General features: G+C 70.9%; 14 protein-coding genes. 10 read left to right on the forward strand and 4 right to left on the reverse strand.

Features of this window, described 5'->3' with window-relative positions:
• Positions 1–24: 24 nt before the first annotated feature.
• On the forward strand, positions 25–1,884 hold the full coding sequence (locus Q0Z83_RS36305) for a bifunctional adenosylcobinamide kinase/adenosylcobinamide-phosphate guanylyltransferase (protein WP_317787774.1): 1,860 nt from the start codon (positions 25–27) through the stop codon (positions 1,882–1,884).
• Entirely contained in the window at positions 1,877–2,623 is a 747-nt protein-coding gene (locus Q0Z83_RS36310; protein WP_317787775.1) for an adenosylcobinamide-GDP ribazoletransferase, read from the forward strand. The genes Q0Z83_RS36305 and Q0Z83_RS36310 overlap by 8 nt, the downstream gene beginning before the upstream one ends.
• Positions 2,624–2,644: 21 nt before the next feature.
• On the opposite strand, the gene gcvT is transcribed toward Q0Z83_RS36310, so the two are convergent.
• On the reverse strand, positions 2,645–3,736 hold the full coding sequence (gene gcvT, locus Q0Z83_RS36315; RefSeq protein ID WP_317787776.1) for a glycine cleavage system aminomethyltransferase GcvT: 1,092 nt from the start codon (positions 3,734–3,736) through the stop codon (positions 2,645–2,647).
• A gap of 119 nt (positions 3,737–3,855) precedes the next feature.
• On the opposite strand from gcvT, the gene Q0Z83_RS36320 reads away from it, so the two are divergent.
• A complete protein-coding gene (locus Q0Z83_RS36320) occupies positions 3,856–5,391 on the forward strand; it encodes a leucyl aminopeptidase (RefSeq protein ID WP_317787777.1) in 1,536 nt (511 codons plus the stop codon).
• A 20-nt stretch (positions 5,392–5,411) separates the two neighbouring features.
• Here the strand turns inward: Q0Z83_RS36320 and Q0Z83_RS36325 are convergent, their stop codons facing one another.
• Positions 5,412–5,732 (reverse strand): hypothetical protein, encoded by a 321-nt coding sequence (locus Q0Z83_RS36325; protein ID WP_093610849.1) that lies wholly within the window; start codon positions 5,730–5,732, stop codon positions 5,412–5,414.
• 164 nt (positions 5,733–5,896) lie between these two features.
• Here Q0Z83_RS36325 and lpdA point away from each other — a divergent pair, with 164 nt between their 5' ends.
• The 7 genes from lpdA (at position 5,897) to Q0Z83_RS36360 (ending at position 14,770) form a co-directional block, all read left to right on the forward strand.
• Positions 5,897–7,288 (forward strand): dihydrolipoyl dehydrogenase, encoded by a 1,392-nt coding sequence (lpdA, locus tag Q0Z83_RS36330; protein WP_317787778.1) that lies wholly within the window; start codon positions 5,897–5,899, stop codon positions 7,286–7,288.
• A 55-nt stretch (positions 7,289–7,343) separates the two neighbouring features.
• Entirely contained in the window at positions 7,344–9,113 is a 1,770-nt protein-coding gene (gene sucB, locus Q0Z83_RS36335) for a 2-oxoglutarate dehydrogenase, E2 component, dihydrolipoamide succinyltransferase (RefSeq protein WP_317787779.1), read from the forward strand.
• An 84-nt stretch (positions 9,114–9,197) separates the two neighbouring features.
• Entirely contained in the window at positions 9,198–10,115 is a 918-nt protein-coding gene (locus Q0Z83_RS36340; RefSeq protein ID WP_317787780.1) for a TIGR01777 family oxidoreductase, read from the forward strand.
• A gap of 33 nt (positions 10,116–10,148) precedes the next feature.
• Positions 10,149–12,020, forward strand: coding sequence for a DUF2079 domain-containing protein (locus tag Q0Z83_RS36345; protein WP_317787782.1), 1,872 nt, complete (start codon positions 10,149–10,151; stop codon positions 12,018–12,020).
• 26 nt (positions 12,021–12,046) lie between these two features.
• Entirely contained in the window at positions 12,047–13,966 is a 1,920-nt protein-coding gene (locus tag Q0Z83_RS36350; protein ID WP_317787784.1) for a DUF2079 domain-containing protein, read from the forward strand.
• A 10-nt stretch (positions 13,967–13,976) separates the two neighbouring features.
• On the forward strand, positions 13,977–14,606 hold the full coding sequence (gene lipB, locus Q0Z83_RS36355) for a lipoyl(octanoyl) transferase LipB (RefSeq protein ID WP_317787785.1): 630 nt from the start codon (positions 13,977–13,979) through the stop codon (positions 14,604–14,606).
• Positions 14,606–14,770: a peptide ABC transporter substrate-binding protein gene (locus Q0Z83_RS36360; protein WP_317787787.1), complete on the forward strand. Its 165-nt coding sequence runs from the start codon at positions 14,606–14,608 to the stop codon at positions 14,768–14,770. The genes lipB and Q0Z83_RS36360 overlap by 1 nt, the downstream gene beginning before the upstream one ends.
• Positions 14,771–14,917: 147 nt before the next feature.
• Here the strand turns inward: Q0Z83_RS36360 and Q0Z83_RS36365 are convergent, their stop codons facing one another.
• Positions 14,918–16,051 carry an outer membrane protein assembly factor BamB family protein gene (locus Q0Z83_RS36365; protein WP_317797217.1) on the reverse strand — a complete coding sequence of 378 codons (1,134 nt, stop codon included), beginning with the start codon at positions 16,049–16,051 and terminating at the stop codon, positions 14,918–14,920.
• Positions 16,052–16,070: 19 nt separating this feature from the next.
• Entirely contained in the window at positions 16,071–17,327 is a 1,257-nt protein-coding gene (aspS, locus tag Q0Z83_RS36370) for an aspartate--tRNA(Asn) ligase (RefSeq protein ID WP_317787788.1), read from the reverse strand.
• Between the last annotated feature and the right edge of the window lie 129 nt (positions 17,328–17,456).

Here is a 17,456-nt window from a genome sequence, read left to right on the forward strand (position 1 = left end):
CGACCCGGCTCTAAGGTACGGGGCATGTCCGAAGATCGGTGGAACACGGTTCTGGTGCTCGGTGGTATCCGGTCCGGCAAGTCCGGGTTCGCCGAGTCACTCATCTCCGGCGCCCCCTCGGTGCGCTACGTGGCGACCGCCGTCGGCGGCGAGGACGACCCCGAGTGGCAGGCCCGGATCGAGGCGCACCAGCGGCGCCGCCCGCAGTCCTGGACGACCGAGGAGACCGGCGCCGACCCGGCCGCGCTCGCCGAGCTGCTGCGCCAGGCCGGTCCGGGCGAGACGGTGCTCGTCGACGACCTCGGCGGCTGGGTGGCCGCCGTGCTCAACCCGGCCCGCCAGCCCAACGACGACGAGGCGGACGTGGCGGCGCTGGCCGCGGCGGTCCGAGCCACCGCGGCGCGGGTGGTGCTGGTCAGCCCCGAGGTCGGGCTGTCGCTGGTGCCGGTCACGCCGGTCGGGCGGGCGTTCGCCGACGCGCTGGGCGCCACCAACCAGGCGCTGGCCGAGGCGGTCGACGCCGTCGCGCTGGTGGTCGCCGGTCAGACGACCTGGCTGAAGGGCTCGGCCGAGCCGGTGCAGGCCCCACGGGTCTCCTCGCGCCCGATCGCGGTGCCCACCCCGTCGGCGCCCGCTCCCCCGCCCCCGCCGCCGGCCACCGTGGTCGCCCCGGTGGTCGAGCCGGAGCCGGCGACCGAGCCGGTCAGTGCGCTGAGCGGGGCCACCATGACGCTGCCGCTGGTGGCGTCCGGGCTCACCGAGATCAAACCGGGCATGGACCTGCCGTTGCCGAGCGCCGACGCCGGTCCGGACGCGCGGGAGCGCCTGTCCGGCCTGGACCTGCCGGGAGGTGGGCTGGGCGCGCTCGGCGAGGCGATCGAGTTCGCCGCGGCCACCCAGAACTCGGTGACCCCGCGCGCCTGGACGGGTGTCCGGGTGGTGGTGATCGGCGGGCGGCGTACCGGTGGGGCGGTGGCCGGAGCCGACACCGCCGATGTGGAACGCCGCATCGCCGAGGCCGAGCTGGGGGTCGGGCTGCTGGGCCGACTGGCCGGGCCGGCCGGCGCCGACATCTCGGTGTTGCGCACCGCGGCCACCGGCGCGATGGAGGACGGCCCGGTCACCTCGGAGCAGGAGGTCGAGGCCGCGCTGCGGGACGGCTGGCGGCTCGCCGACGGTGCCGCCGACGCCGGCCGCGACGTGATCGTGCTCGCCGGCATCTCGGCCGGTGTCGAGGCCGCCGCGACCGCGGTGCTGGCCGCCACCACCGGCGCCGAGCCGGTCGCCACCCTGCCCCGGGTGCAGGTGCCCGGCGCCCGGTTCGACGACGACGCCTGGATGGCCCGCTGCGCCGCGATCCGCGACGCGCTGCACCGGATCCGGCAGGAGCCGCGCGGTGCCGTCGACATCCTGCGGCAGGTCGGTGGCCTGGACGTGGCGGTCGCCACGGGTCTGCTGCTGGGCGCCGCCGCCCGCCGCATCCCGGTGCTGGTCGACGGCCCGCTCGGGATCGCCGCCGGTCTGGTCGCCCGCGACCTGGCCGCCCAGACCCGGCACTGGTGCCTGCTGCCCGAGGCGGGCACCCTGTCGCTGGTCAAGCAGGGCGCCGATGTGCTCGGGCTGACCCCGGTGCTGCAGGTCGGACTGGATCTGGGCGAGGGTGCCAACGCGCTGACCGTGCTGCCGGTGCTGCGGACCGCGATCGGGCTGGCGTCGGCACTCCCGGTGCACCCGGCGATGCTCGGCGAGGTCGGTGACGACGGTCTCGACGAGGACGACGACCCCGACGAGGACGACGTGGTTCCGGACGACGACGCGCCGGATCTTCCGTTCAACACCGCGGCGTTCAACGCGATCAGCCCACGCACGGAGTGGGGTGCTTGACGGGGTACGGCTGGCGGTCACCACGCTGACCGTGCTGCCGCTGCGGGCCGGCCGGGTGGACCGGTCCACCGCGGCGGTGGCGATGTCGGTGGCGCCGGTCGTCGGGGCGCTGCTGGGGCTGGTGCTGGCCGGGCTGCACGCCGGGCTGCGGGCGGCCGGTTCGCCGGAGCTCGTCGCGGCCGGGCTGACCGTCGTCGCGGGTGCTCTGCTCACCCGCGGGCTGCATCTGGACGGGCTCGCGGACACGGTGGACGCGCTCGGGTCGTACCGCTCGGGCCCGGCCGCCCTGGAGATCATGAAGAAGCCGGACATCGGGCCGTTCGGGGTGGTGGCGCTCGGTGCCACGGTGTTCGTTCAGGCCGCCGCGGTGGCCGCCGCCGGGCCGTGGGCGATCGTGACGGCCTGGGCGGCCGGGCGGCTCGCGGTGAGTGCCGCCTGCCGTCGTGGGGTGCCGTCGGCCCGGCCGGACGGGCTGGGCGCGATGGTGGCGTCCACGGTGCCGTCGGGGGTCGTGGCGGCGGGCGCGGCGTTCGTCTGTGCGATCGGGGTCGCCGCGGTTCCGGGCCGTCCGTGGCAGGGGCCGGCCGCCGTCGTGGTGTCTCTGTTCGCGGTGGTGCTGCTTCTGCGTCATGCGGTACGGCGATTCGGCGGCATCACCGGCGACGTGCTGGGGGCGTGCGTCGAGCTGGCTGTGACGCTCACGCTCGTCCTGGTGACCCTGACCCCGGGCCGGCTCTGAGAGGGTCGGCCGGGGTGGTGGTCAGCGGACCGATGGGGTCACGAACGGGGGCTTCACCAGGCGTGCCTCGGTGCGGCGGCCGCGGATGTCGATCTCGACCAGGTCACCGTCGGCGAGGGCGGCGGCGGTGTCGATCAGGGCCAGGGCGATGCCGACCTTGCGGGTCGGCGAGAAGGTGCCGCTGGTCGTCTCACCGACCGGGTGCTCCCCGGCGTACACCCGCATGTGTCCTCGTGGGATGCCGCGACCGGTGAGCTCCAGGCCCCGCAGTTGCCGACGCGGACCGGCGGTCTTCTCGGCCTGAAGGGCCGACCTGCCCCAGAAATCGGGCTTGCTCCAGCCGACCGCCCACCCGGAGCGGGCCTGCACCGGACTGATGTCGAGGGTGAGCTCCTGGCCGTGCAGCGGGTAGCCCATCTCGGTGCGTAGCGTGTCCCGGGCGCCGAGCCCGCACGGGCGCACCCCGGCCTCGATCACCGCGTCCCACACCGCGGGCGCGTCGTCCCACCCGACGACCAGTTCGTAGCCGTGCTCGCCGGTGTACCCGGTCCGGCAGACGGTCAGCTCGGAACCGCCGAACAAGGCGGTGACGAACGACATGTAACCGTGCCCGGTGGGCAGGCCGAGCGTGTCGAGGATCTCCGCCGACCGCGGGCCCTGAACGGCCAGGACGGCGTGGTCACGGTGCTCGTCGGTGACGGTCAGCCCGGCCGGCGCGGCGGCGGCGAGGCGGCGGACCACCTCGGCGGTGTTCGCCGCGTTCGGGATCAGGAAGACGTGGTCGTCGCCGTGCAGGTAGGCGATCAGGTCGTCGACGACACCGCCGGACTCGTCGCAGCACAACGTGTACTGCGCCTGGCCGGGGCCGATCCGGCCGAGGTCGTTGGTGAGGCACGAGTCGACGAAGGCCGCCGCACCGGCGCCCCGGACCCGGGCCTTGCCCAGGTGCGACACGTCGAAGACCCCGGCGGCCTCGCGAACCGCGGCGTGCTCCTTCAGGACGCCACCCCCGGTGTACTCCAGAGGCATGTCCCAACCGCCGAAAGCTGCGAACTTCGCGCCCAGCGCGACGTGGCGATCGTGCAGCGGAGACTGAAGCGGCGCGGAAGACATGAGACTCAACTTACCGTTGACCTTGGGGTTGTTTAGAGTCGCGGGGACAACACCGTTTTCCCAATAGCCGGGAGCGCGCCCACCGGCGACGTTCCGGCCCAGACGTCCGGAGAGTCCGAGTGACCCAGCCCAGCCTCAGCCTGGTCGACACCGACCCGGCCGAATCGGCGGTCGATGCCATCGTCATCGGCCTGCACAGCCAGCCAGACGAGGCGGGCACCCTGTTGCCGGCCTCGGGTGCCGAGAGCATCACCGCCGCGTTCGACGGCAAGCTGATCTCGACGTTGGCTCTGCTCGGCGCGACCGGGGCCGCCGGTGAGGTGACCAAGCTGGCCACCCTCGGCACGATCGCGGCGCCACTGCTGGTCGCGGTCGGCCTCGGCGCCGAGCCGGACGGCCCCGCCCCCGACCTGGAGACCCTGCGCCGGGGCGCCGGCGCGGCGGTCCGTGCCCTGGCCGGTAGCGCCACCGTGGTGCTGGCCCTGCCGGTCCCCGACGACGCGGACGCCCCGCCGGTGCTGCGCGCCGTGCTCGAGGGCGCGCTGCTCGGCGGCTACCGCTTCGCCGGTTACAAGACGAAGCCGCAGAAGGGGCGCCGTGACCCGGTCGCCGAGCTGCGTCTGCACGTGCCGGACGCGGCCGACGAGGCGGCGGCGGCCGAGCTGCGCCGGGCCGAGGTGGTCGCCAAGGCGGTGCGCCAGAGCCGGGACTGGGTGAACACCCCGCCGAACGTGCAGCGCCCGGCCGACCTGGCCGACCAGGTGGCGGCGGCCGCGACCGAGGTCGGGCTCGGTGTCGAGGTGCTCGACTTCGAGCAGCTCAAGGCTGGTGGGTACGGCGGCATCGTGGCGGTCGGCCAGGGTTCGGAGGCCCCGCCGCGGTTGGTGAAGCTGACCTACACGCCGGCGAACGTGACCAGCCCGAAGCGGATCTCGCTGGTCGGCAAGGGCATCACCTTCGACACCGGTGGCGTCAGCATCAAGCCGGCCGCGGGCATGTGGGAGATGAAGTCGGACATGGCCGGCGCGGCCGCGGTGGCCGCCACGATGATCGCGATCGCCCAGCTCAAGCCGGGTGTGGCGGTCTCCGGTTACCTGGCCATCGCGGAGAACATGCCGTCTGGTGCGTCGTACCGGCCGGGTGACGTGATCACCATGTACGGCGGCAAGCGGGTCGAGGTGTTCAACACCGACGCCGAGGGCCGGATGGTGCTGGCCGACGCGATCGTCCGGGCCTGCGAGGACGGCACCGACTACCTGTTCGAGACGTCGACGCTGACCGGCGGGCAGGTGGTCGCGCTGGGCAAGCGGATCGCCGGCCTGATGGGGTCGGACGAGGCGACCGCGCTGGTCGAGGCGGCCGGCAAGGCGGTCGGCGAGCCGGCCTGGCGGATGCCGCTGCCGGATGACGTGCGTAAGGGCATGGAGTCGGAGATCGCCGACATCTGCCAGACCAACGCGAACCTGGACCGGGCCGGGCACATGCTCCAGGGCGGCGTGTTCCTGCGCGAGTTCGTGGCCGAGGGCGTGGAGTGGGCGCACATCGACATCGCGGGCCCCGGTTACCACACCGGTGAGGCGAACGGTTACTGGACGAAGGGTGGCACCGGCATCCCGGTCCGCACCTTCCTCCACCTCGTCGACGAGCTCTCCTGACGCGGCGGGCGCCGCCCGGATCACACCGGGCGGCGCCGCTGCCGTTCGTTGTAATCGCGCATCCGCTGTGGATAGCCGAGGAGTTTCACGTCGTAAATCGGCATGCTGAGCTGGTGCGCGAATTTCCAGGCGACATCGGGTGAGCCGATTCGGCGACGGGTCCATTCACCGTCGTGTGCCACAAGCAACAGGGTGGTCTCGGTCACTGTCGTCTGTGGCTCGATGAAAGCCTCGACTCCCTGCTTCGTACGGAAGAATTGCGTAAGATGCTCCAGATCGGCCTGGTTGACCTGTCGGCCGCCGGGTCCGCTGGCCCGGGGACGCCGCCGAAACCAAGCCACTGCTCCTCCTCGCGTTCGATCCCGCAAGGGTACGTCGGACCGACGTGTCGTGGGGCACCTGACTGCATTGACCGGGTCGAGAAGTGACAAGATGTCGGTGACGGGACTGTGACCGTTTCCATTGTGTGACCCACACCGGAGACGATGCGACCACTGGAGTCAACGTGAGCCAGCCCAACGGCGGAACCTTCGACATCGTCATTCTCGGCGCCGGCAGTGGTGGCTATGCGGCCGCCCTGCGTGCCGCTCAGTTCGACCTCAAGGTCGCGCTGATCGACAAGGCCGAGCTCGGCGGCACCTGCCTGCACCGCGGGTGCATCCCCACGAAGGCCCTCCTGCACGCCGCGGAGATCGCCGACCAGACGCGCGAGAGCGAGCAGTTCGGCGTCAAGGCCGACCTCGTCGGCATCGACATGGCGGGCGTCAACGCGTACAAGGACGGAGTTGTCGGCCGTCTCTTCAAGGGTCTGACCGGCCTGCTCGGCCACAACAAGAACATCACGATCGTCCAGGGCGAGGGCAAGCTCGTCAGCAAGGACACCGTCGAGGTCGCCGGCCAGCGCTACACCGGCCGCAACGTCATCCTCGCCACCGGCTCCTACTCGCGCTCGCTGCCCGGCCTCGAGGTCGACGGCAAGCGGGTGCTGACCAGCGAGCACGCTCTCAAGCTGGACCGGGTTCCGCAGTCGGCGATCGTGCTCGGCGGCGGTGTGATCGGCGTCGAGTTCGCCAGCGTGTGGAAGTCGTTCGGCGCCGACGTGACCATCATCGAGGCCCTCCCCCGCCTGGTCGCCGCGGAGGACGAGGAGATCTCGAAGCAGGTCGAGCGCGCCTTCCGCAAGCGGAAAATCAACTTCAAGGTCGGCAAGCCGTTCGAGAAGGTCGAGCACACCGACAACGGCGTCAAGGTCACCATCGCCGGCGGCGAGACCCTCGAGGCCGAGGTGCTGCTGGTCGCGGTCGGCCGCGGACCGACCACCGCCAACCTGGGGTACGAGCAGCAGGGCATCACCCTCGACCGGGGCTTCGTGATCGTCGACGAGCGCCTGCGCACCGGTGTCGGCAACATCTACGCCGTCGGCGACATCGTCCCCGGTCTGCAGCTCGCGCACCGCGGCTTCCAGCAGGGCATCTTCGTGGCCGAGGAGATCGCCGGCAAGAACCCGGCGGTCATCGACGAGGCGGGCATCCCGCGCGTCACCTACTCCGACCCCGAGGTCGCGTCGGTCGGCATCACCGAGGCCAAGGCCAAGGAGCAGTACGGCGCGGACAAGGTCTCGACGTACAACTACAACCTCGGCGGCAACGGCAAGAGCCAGATCCTCAAGACGGCGGGCTTCATCAAGCTGGTCCGGGTCGAGGACGGCCCGGTCGTCGGGGTCCACATGGTCGGCGCCCGGGTCGGCGAGCTCGTCGGCGAAGCCCAGCTGATCACCAACTGGGAGGCCTTCCCCGAGGAGGTCGCCCAGCTCGTACACGCCCACCCGACGCAGAACGAGGCGCTGGGCGAGGCCTTCCTCGCGCTCGCGGGCAAGCCGCTGCACGCGCACAGCTGATTCGAACACAGCTGATTTCGATCGCGTTCTGACGTCATAAGGAGTTTGGGAAGAGATGCCGACATCGGTAACCATGCCGCGGCTGGGTGAGAGTGTCACCGAGGGAACCGTGACGCGCTGGCTCAAGCAGGAGGGCGAGCGCGTCGAGGCGGACGAGCCGCTGCTCGAGGTCTCCACCGACAAGGTCGACACGGAGATCCCGTCGCCCGCCGCGGGCATCCTCTCGCGGATCGTGGTCGGCGAGGACGAGACCGCGGAGGTCGGCAGCGAGCTGGCCGTCATCGCGGGTGACGGTGAGGACGCCGGTTCCGCCGCGCCCGCACCCGCCCAGGAGCAGCAGGCCGAGGCCGAGCCGGAGCCCGCCGCTCCGGTCACCCCGTCGACCGAGAAGCCGGTCGAGGAGGAGGCTCCGGCCCCGCAGAGCGCCGCCCCGGCCGCCGGTGGCGAGGGCACCGAGGTGAAGCTGCCGGCGCTCGGCGAGAGCGTCACCGAGGGCACCATCACCCGGTGGCTGAAGGCCGTCGGCGACACCGTCGAGGCGGACGAGCCGCTGGTCGAGGTCTCCACCGACAAGGTCGACACGGAGCTGCCGTCGCCCGTCGCCGGCACCCTGCTGGAGATCAAGATCGGTGAGGACGAGACCGCCGAGGTCGGTGCCGTCCTGGCGATCGTGGGCACCCCGGGCAGCGCCCCGGCGGCCGCTCCGGCGCCCGCTCCGGAGCCGGAGAAGCCCGCTGCGGCCCCCGCGCCGCAGCAGGCCCCCGCACCCAAGGTGGAGAGCGCACCGGCCCCGAAGATCGAGAGCGCACCGGCGCCCAAGATCGAAAGCGCGCCCGCTCCCGCTCCCGCTCCCGCAGCGGTCCAGTCGAACGGGGCCGGTGACGCCGGTTACGTGACCCCGCTGGTCCGCAAGCTGGCCGCCGAGAAGGGCGTGGACCTGTCCAGCCTGACCGGCACCGGTGTCGGTGGCCGAATCCGCAAGCAGGACGTCATCGACGCCGCCGAGAAGGCCGCCGCGGCCAAGGCTCCGGCGCCGGCAGCTCAGGCCGAGAGTGCTGCCGCCCCGGCTCCGAAGGCGGCGCCCAAGGCGGAGCCGAGCCCGCTGCGTGGCCGTACCGAGAAGCTGACCCGGATCCGCGCCACGATCGCCCGCCGGATGGTGGAGTCGCTGCAGGTCTCCGCGCAGCTCACCACGGTGGTCGAGGTCGACGTGACCAAGATCGCCAACCTGCGGAACAAGGCGAAGGCCGACTTCCAGGCCAAGCACGGCGTGAAGCTGACCTTCCTGCCGTTCTTCGCCCTGGCCACGGTCGAGGCGCTGCAGCAGCACCCGGTGGTCAACTCGTCGATCGACGTCGAGGCGGGCACCGTCACCTACCACGGCGCCGAGCACCTGGGCATCGCGGTGGACGCGCCGAAGGGCCTGGTCGTCCCGGTCATCAAGGACGCCGGTGACCTCAACCTGGCCGGCCTGTCCAAGCGGATCGCGGACCTCGCGGACCGGACCCGGAACAACAAGATCGGGCCGGACGAGATCGGTGGCGGCACGTTCACGCTGACCAACACCGGTAGCCGGGGCGCGCTGTTCGACACGCCGATCATCAACCAGCCGCAGGTCGGCATCCTCGGTCTCGGCGCGGTCGTCAAGCGCCCGGTGATCGTGAACGACCCGGACCTGGGCGAGATCATCGTGCCGCGGTCGATGGTCTACCTGGCGCTCTCCTACGACCACCGGATCGTGGACGGCGCGGACGCCGCCCGCTTCCTGAGCACCATGAAGGAGCGCCTGGAGGCTGGGCACTTCGAGGCGGACCTGGGCCTGTAAGTGTCGTGACATCGGGGGGTGCGCCGTCACGGCGTACCCCCCGGTTTGTTTTGGATCGTGCGATTTTCGGGAAAGAATCACGTCATGCGCATCGTCATGGCCGGGGCGTCCGGATTCCTGGGCAAGCGGCTCGCCGAACGGCTGCGGCAGAGCGGCCACGACATCGTCCGGCTGGTCCGGCGGCCCGCCGAGCGGCCGGATGAGGCCACCTGGGATCCGGCGCAGGGCCGGCTGGACGGCGCGGTGCTGGCCGGCGCCGACGCGGTGATCAATCTCTCCGGGGCGAACGTCGGCGACAAGCGGTGGACGGCGGCGTACAAGCGGGTGCTGCGGTCCAGTCGGATCGACACCACCGACACCCTGGCCCGGGCGATCAGCAAGCTGCCGGAGGGCGATCGGCCGCGGACGCTGCTGCAGAGCTCCGGCGTGGGGTGGTATGGCGACACCGGCGACCAGGCGGTTACCGAGGAGGCACCGGCGGGCACCACCTTCCTGGCCGATCTGTGCCGGGTGTGGGAGGCCGCGGCCCGGCCCGCCGAGGACGCCGGGGCCCGGGTGGTGCTGCTGCGCACCGCGCCGACGATCGACGCCGGCGGTTCGCTGATCAAGCCGCTGCTGTTGCCGTTCAAGCTGGGCGCGGGTGCCCGGATCGGCGGCGGGCGGCAGTGGATGGCCTGGATCGCCCTGAACGACTGGCTGGCCGCGGCCGAGTTCCTGCTGGGCCGGGACGATGTGGCTGGCCCCGTCAACATGGTGTCGCCCAAGCCGGTGACCAACGCCGAGTTCACCCGTGACATGGCCCGGGTGCTGCGCCGGCCGGCGTTGCTGTCGGTGCCGGGGCCGGTTCTGGACCTGGTGATCGGCGAACTGGCCGGGGAGGCGCAGCGTTCTCAGCGGGTGCTGCCGGGAGTGTTGAGTAATGCCGGATTCGAGTGGGCGTACCCCGATATGGTGGACGCCCTCGCGGTTGCTCTGCGCCCCGAACCGGCGGTGACCGGGTAAAGCGGCTCAGGGTTTCTTGCTAACCTGCGGCTGATGTCCGTAGCCGCCCCTGCCCCCGCCGCGTCCGCTGATCCGCCCGTCGAGCCTCCGGCGCTGTCTCGCGCCCGTCCTTGGCGCGTCCATCTGACGGTCGCCATGCTCGCCCTCGGCCTCGCCGTCTATGTGACGAACGGTCTGTGGCGTGCCCCGTATCAGAACGGCCTCTCCGACAACATCGGTGACCAGGCGTTCTTCGAATGGCTACTGGGCTATGGCGTCTACACGCTGGGACACGGCTCGGATCCGTTCTTCACCGACCTGCTGAATGTGCCGTGGGGGGTGAACCTGGCGGCGAACACCTCGATCTCGGTCTACACGATCCTGTTCGCCCCGTTGACCTACCTGGCCGGCCCTCAGGTCAGTTATGTGACCATCCTCACGTTGAACCTCGCCGGGTCCGCTTTCGCCTGGTATCTGTTCCTCAACCGCTGGCTGGTCCGCAGCCCGCTCGCGGCCGGATTGGGCGGCATCTTCTGCGGGTTCGCGCCGGGCTTCATCTCGCACGCCAACGGCCACCTCAACTGGACGGCGGGCTGGGTCGCGCCGGTCGTGGTGTGGCAGGTGCTTCGCCTGCGGCAGCCGGGCCGCTGGTTCCGTAACGGGCTGGTGCTGGGCCTGATGCTCGCGGCGTTCTTCACGATCGCCGCCGAGGGGCTCTTCTACACCGCGCTGGCCAGCGGCATCTTCATCCTCACCTGGGCGACGGCCAAGGCGGTCCGGACCGAGGTCAAGGCGGCGTTCACCACGGTGCTGCGGGCGCTCGGAGTGACCGCGGTGGTGGCCGGTGCGCTGCTGGCCTATCCGCTGTACATGCACTTCGCCGGCCCGCAGACGTTCTCCGGGACCGGGTTCAACCAGCGCTACTTCGCCGAGGACGCGGCCGCCTACCTGTCGTTCCCGAGCCGCTCGCTGGCCGCGATCTTCGGGCTGGGCTCCGATCTGGCGCCGAACCGGACCGAGGAGACCTCGTTCTTCGGTGTGCCGCTGGTGCTGCTGATCCTGGTGTCGCTGGTGCTGGTCTGGCGCCGGTCGAACCCGGGCCGGCGGGCCACCCTGCGGGCGATCATGCTGGTCGGCTTCCTCTTCCTGGTGCTGTCGCTGGGCCCGCGGCTCAACTGGATGGACGCCGAGCTGCCGGTCCCGCTGCCCTACTCGCTGCTCGCCCACCTGCCGCTCTTCGACGCGGCACTGCCGCTGCGTCTGGCGCTGGTGGTGGCCGTGGTCTTCGGCGTGGTGCTGGCGCTGGTCACCCAGGAGCTGTTGGAGCGGCGGTTCTCGCCGACCGTGCAGACCGGGCTGACCGCGGCGATCGTGGCGGCGCTGCTGCCGATCCTGCCGCTGCCGGTGCGCCACCAGCAGCGGGCCCCGGAGCCGGACTTCATCGCCAACGGCACCTGGCAGCGGTACGTGTCGGACAACGGGGTGATCTCCGCCCTGCCGTTCGCGCTGAACGTCACCGCCGACGGGCAGCGCTGGCAGGCCTACACGATGGCCCGCGGCGGCCCGCAGTTCCGGATCCCGGGCGGCTACTTCCTCGGCCCGATGACCCACACCGAGGAGGGTCGTAAGCAGATCGGCCGGATCGGCGCGCCCAACCTGCCGACCGACTGGCTGTTCACCCGAGCCGCGCTGTACGGCTACGTGACCGAGCTCAGCGACGGGGACCGGGCGCAGGCCCGCGCCGACTTCAAGTACTGGGGTGTCGAGGCGGTGTTCCTGCCCGAACAGATAACCGGATCCGACCACATGACCCTGTTCCGTAACGCGGTCCTCGTGACGGCCACCGATCTGCTCGGCGAACCGGAACGCGTCGACGACGTTCTGGTGTGGCGCATCCGTCCCGGCGTGGACCCGATCGACCGATGAATTCGGGGCTGGATAATCTCCGCGACGTGACGATCGCCGCGCCCGCCCCGGAAACGGACCTGACGACCGCAACACCCGACGACGAGATCACGCCGGACGAGGCCGGTACCCGTAAGAAGCGCACCTGGCCGGCCCACCTGATGATGGCGGTGGTCTCGCTGGCCGCAGCCGTCTACGTGTGCCAGGGCCTGTGGGCCGCGCCGTACCGGAACGTGGTCGCTGAGAACGTCAGTGACCAGGGCCAGTTCGAGTGGATGCTGTCGTACGGCGTCTACATGCTCCAGCACCTGAGCAATCCGTTCTTCACCGATCTGCTGAACGCGCCTCGTGGCGTGAACCTGGCGATGAACACGTCGAGCACGTTCTACGCCGTCGTGTTCGCCCCGCTCACCCACTTCGCCGGAGCGCAGGTCACGTTCGCGACGATCATGACGCTGAACCTGGCCGGGTCCGCCTTCGTGTGGTACCTGTTCCTGCGCCGCTGGCTGGTCCGCAGCGGGCTCGCGGCGGCGGTCGGCGGCCTGATCTTCGGGTTCAGCCCGGGTCTGGTGTCGCACGCCAACGGCCACCTCAACTGGACCTCCGGCTGGATGGTCGGGATCGTCGCGTACTGGGTGTTGAAGCTCCCGGAGCGTGGCCACTGGCTGCGTAACGGCATCGTCCTGGGCCTGCTCTGCACCATGGGCTTCTCGGTCGCGGCCGAGGCGCTGTTCTTCGCCGCCCAGGCCAGCGGTCTGTTCCTGTTCGTCTGGCTGCTGTCGCGGGCCGGCCTGCGGGAGGCGAAGACCGCGATCAAGCCGGTGCTGCTGTCGCTGGGTGTGACCGCGGTGGTGGCCGGCACGTTGCTGGCGTGGCCGCTCTACATGCACTTCGCCGGGCCGTTGAAGTTCTCCGGCACCGGGTTCGGGATGAAGCAGTTCTCCGAGGACCTGGTCGCCTACGCGGCGTTCCCGCTGCAGTCGGTGGCCGGCAGATTCGGGTGGGGCGCCGACCTCGCGCCGAACGCGACCGAGGCCACCTCGTTCCTGGGTGTGCCGCTGATCGTGCTGTTCTTCGTGGCGCTGGCGCTGCTCTGGCGCCGCTCGGCCCCGGACCGGCGGGTCACGCTGCGCGCGCTGAGCGTCGTGGCGATCGTCTTCTTCATGCTCTCGCTCGGCCCGCGGCTGCAGTTCCTGGGCGAGGAGCACTCGAACATCCCGCTGCTCTACGCGCTGCTCACCGAGGTCCCGCTGTTCGACTCGGCACTACCGGTCCGTTACACGTTCGTCGTGGTGATCGTGTTCGCGCTGGTCATCGCGATGCTCGCGGACGAGGTGCTGCGCAGCCGGGACAGCCTGATCCGCAGCCGCACCGCCCGGATCGGGTTCGGTGTGGCGATCGTCGCGGTGCTGGTTCCGATCGCCCCGCTCCCGCTGAAGACCATGGAACGCTCGCCCGAGCCGGTCTTCATCTCCAGCGGGCACTGGGAGGACTACGTCTCGGACCACGGGGTGATCACCTCGCTGCCACTGTCCAGCGAGGTCGCGGTGGACGCGATGCGCTGGCAGGCGTACACGATGGCCCGTGGCGGCGACCGGATGTTCAAGATCCCGGCGGGGTACTGGCTCGGTCCGCAGGACTACACGGAGGCCGGCCGGCACGACACCGGTCGGCTCGGCCCGCCGGAACGGCCGACCGCCAAGCTGTTCTACCGGGCCGCCAGGTGGGGCAACCGTCCGCAGCTGACCAACCTGGACCGGGCGCAGGCCCGGATCGACCTCGCCTACTGGAAGGTCGAGACGATCTTCCTGCCCGCCGAGCTGACCGGGCCCAAGGGCCACCTGAACCGGGACGCTCTGCTCCAGGTGGCCACCGAGATGCTCGGCGAGCCGGAGCAGGTGGACGACGTGCTGGTGTGGCGCATCCGTCCCGGAGTGGACCCGGTCGACCAGTGGGAAGAGGGCTAGGCTTGCGGCCGTGACCTCTACCGTGCTCACCGTTCTCCGTCCCGGCCTCGTCGACTATCTGGAGGCCTGGGAGGAGCAGAAGCGCCTGCACGAGGGTGTGGTCGCGGGCACCCAGCCGGACACGGTGTTGCTGCTGGAGCATCCGAGCGTCTTCACGGCCGGTAAACGGACCGAGCCGGCCGACCGCCCGTTCGACGGCACTCCGGTGGTCGACGTCGATCGGGGCGGCCGGATCACGTGGCACGGGCCGGGTCAGATCGTCGGCTACCCGATCCTCAAGCTGCCGGACCCGGTGGACGTGGTGGCCTACGTCCGCCGGACCGAGCAGATGCTGATCGACGTCTGCGCCGAGTTCGGTGTGATCGCCGAGCGGGTCGAGGGCCGCAGCGGAGCCTGGGTCCGGGCCACCGAGGGCGGGCTGGATCGCAAGATCGCGCAGATCGGGATCCGGGTGTCACGTGGGGTCACCCTGCACGGCTTCGCCCTCAACTGTGACTGCGATCTATCCAACTTCAATCGTTTCGTTCCGTGTGGCATCCGCGACGCGGGCGTCACGTCGCTCAGCGCCGAGGTCGGCCGCCCGGTCCCGGTCGCCGAGGTCATGCCGGTCGTCGAGCGCCACCTGGCGACGCTGATCTGATGGCGCTCTACCGCAACCCGCGCGACAAACGGGTCTTCGTGCCCCGGCCGAACGGCAGCGTGGTGCTCAATTTCGGTCACCCGATCGCCTGGGCCATCCTCATGTGCATGACGGTGATCCCGTTCGTGATCGTCGCGGTGGTCACGGTCGCAGTCCTCCTCTAGCCGGCTCGAGCGGCCCCGCGACAGCACCCACGACCGGCCGCGGGGTTCTCACCGCGCCCACCGGATACGCCCCGGCGGTCGCGGTGGAGGCCGGGAGTGGGCAGCCACCTCGCGGTGTGGCTCACGGTGCTTCTTCTGGCCGTACCATCACTGAAGTCGCCAAACCTTGACCTGACCGCCGGTCTGCTGGCACGCGAGGTGTCGGCCGGTGCGGCGGCAGCCGCTCGGTGTGGTGCCCGGGAGATGACCGCGGACCTGGCCGGTCGCCCATTCGAAGACGTTGAGCCGGTCGCCGTCGGGCCGGATCAGCAGGTCACCGGCGGGCAGGCCGTAACCGAGATCACGCCGGGCGACGCCGCTGCCCGGGTCGATCTGGAGTGCCCGGCCGTCGGCGGTCCGGACGATGCCGTCCTCGCCGCCGATCCAGTTCCGGTTGGTCCAGACGACGTGGCCGTCGAGCAGCTCGATCGCGGACAGGCCGGGTCCACCCGAGACACAGACCAGGGCGCCGCACGGTGTGATCGCGCGGGGCAGCAGCAGCGGAAGCGTCCATGTGCGCCGGCCGTCGATCATCGTCACCGTGTTGTCCCCGAGCAGATAGACCCGGTCGTCGATCACCCGGACGGCGGGCGCGGCCCCGGCGGCGACCGCCTGATCGGTGCGGTACACCGTCGCGCCGCTGTCCAGCGCGAACATGGTGGTGCTGGAATCGGTCACGGCCAGGAGACTTCCGGAGGTCGCGGCGACCGCGTGGGGCGGGCCGGTGAACCTGGTCTTCCACCGGATCCGGTCTGCCGGCGGGTCGTAGAGGGCGAGCGTCCCGGCCGCGCCGTCCCAGAGGGCGATCCGGTCGCCCGCGGCCCGGGCCACCGAGTAGGTCCGCGGGTCGACCCGATCCTCGCCGGTCCGGACGTCGAGGATCCGGGTGTCCTCGTTGCCCGACACGACGAGCGCCGGACCGATCTCGGTGAGCGCCGGAATCCCCGCGAACCAGTCGACGTCCCGCTGCCAGAGCGCCGTCCCGGAGTCCAGCGACCATGCGATGACGTCCAGCCGGCCGCTCGTCCGGGCGTGCGTGCTGTACAGGGTCGTGCCGGTCAGCAGCCACGTCCCGGACGGGCTCGCGGTCGCGGCCACCTGCGGCAGTTCCCGGACCGTCGGCATCGGCGCCGACGGTCCGAGCAGCAACGCCAGCAGCACCACGACCAGTGCCGCCGGCAACGCGCGGGTTGCCGGCGGCGCCGGGCGGGACTGCGGAGCGACCCGGTCGAGATCGATCATCACTACGGCATTGTGCGGCCTACGGTGCGATCCGGTTCAAGTCCCGGGGGAAGGCGGTCGTCTCGCGTACGTTCGTGATGCCCGTCAATCGGGCCACGAACCGTTCCAGGCCGATCGCCCAGCCACCGTGCGGCGGCATGCCGTAGCGGAATCCGTCGAGATAGCCGGCATACGGCTCGAGTGACTCACCCTTGTCGGTCAGGGCCTGGACGTAGTCCTCGTACCGGTGCAGTCGCTGCCCGCCGGTGACGATCTCCAGACCACGGAACAGCAGGTCGAAGCCGTTGGACCAGGTCGGGTCGGCCGGGTCCGGATGCGTGTAGAACGGCCGTTTGCGCATCGGATAGCCGGTCACGAACACGAACTCCGAGCCGTGCTCCCGCAGCGCCCACTCCCCCAGCGCCCGCTCGTGCGCCGGTGCCAGGTCGGGCTCGTCGCCGGGCGCGCCGGCGATCCGCAGCGCCTCGGTGAAATGCACCGCCGGAATCTCGCCGGTTATCGCGTTCTCCAGAATGCCGATCTCGCCGAGCATCCCCTTGATCGTCAGTGTCAGCGCGGCCATCACGTCCCGATGGTCGGCGATGAAACCCATCTCCGCGTCCAGCGAGGTGTACTGCGCGAGATGCCGCGCGGTGTCACTCGGTTCGGCCCGGAACACCGGTCCCACCTCGTAGACCCGCTCGAACACCCCGACCATCATCTGCTTGTAGAACTGCGGCGACTGCGCCAGATAAGCCGGCCGACCGAAATAGTCGAGCTTGAACACGTTCGCCCCGGACTCCGTCGCCGACTCGACGATCTTCGGAGTGTGGATCTCGACAAACCGCTGCGCCTCCAGCGCCGCCCGGAAACCCCTGGTCGCGGCGGCCGCGACCCGCAGGTTCGCCGCCCGGTTCGGATGCCGGAGAGCAAGAGCAGCGTGGTCCAGCTGGGCGGGAAGCCCGGCGTTCAGCGCGGGTCGATGCATTTCAAACGGCAGGGGTACGGCCACCCGGCTCAGTTCGTGGATGGACGGAGACGTCAGCTCCACTCCGTATGGCGCCTGCTCGTTGGCGGTGACCACGGCGGTCACCTCGACGACGCTCTCCTCGCTGAGTCGTTCCAGCTGCTCGCGTACCGCCGGTTCGGTGACGACCACCTGGCTGAACCCGGCGGCGTCCCGGACGATCAGGAACGCGACCGACTTGAGCAGCCGGCGGCGGTGGATCCACCCGGCGATCGTGACTTCCCGGCCCGGTTCTTGCGTGGCCAGTTCGGTGGAGAGGATGCGTTGCATGGCGGTGACCTCCTCTGGTGACTGCAACGCGGCCCCAGGGAGGTGCGGGCGAGCGGGATCCTCGCGGTACCACCGCACCTTCGCGCCTTTACGGCGCCTCTTTGTCGTGCTGCGGCTCCGGGGTGTCTT

It is taken from the genome of Actinoplanes sichuanensis (assembly GCF_033097365.1).
GTDB lineage: Bacteria > Actinomycetota > Actinomycetes > Mycobacteriales > Micromonosporaceae > Actinoplanes > Actinoplanes sichuanensis.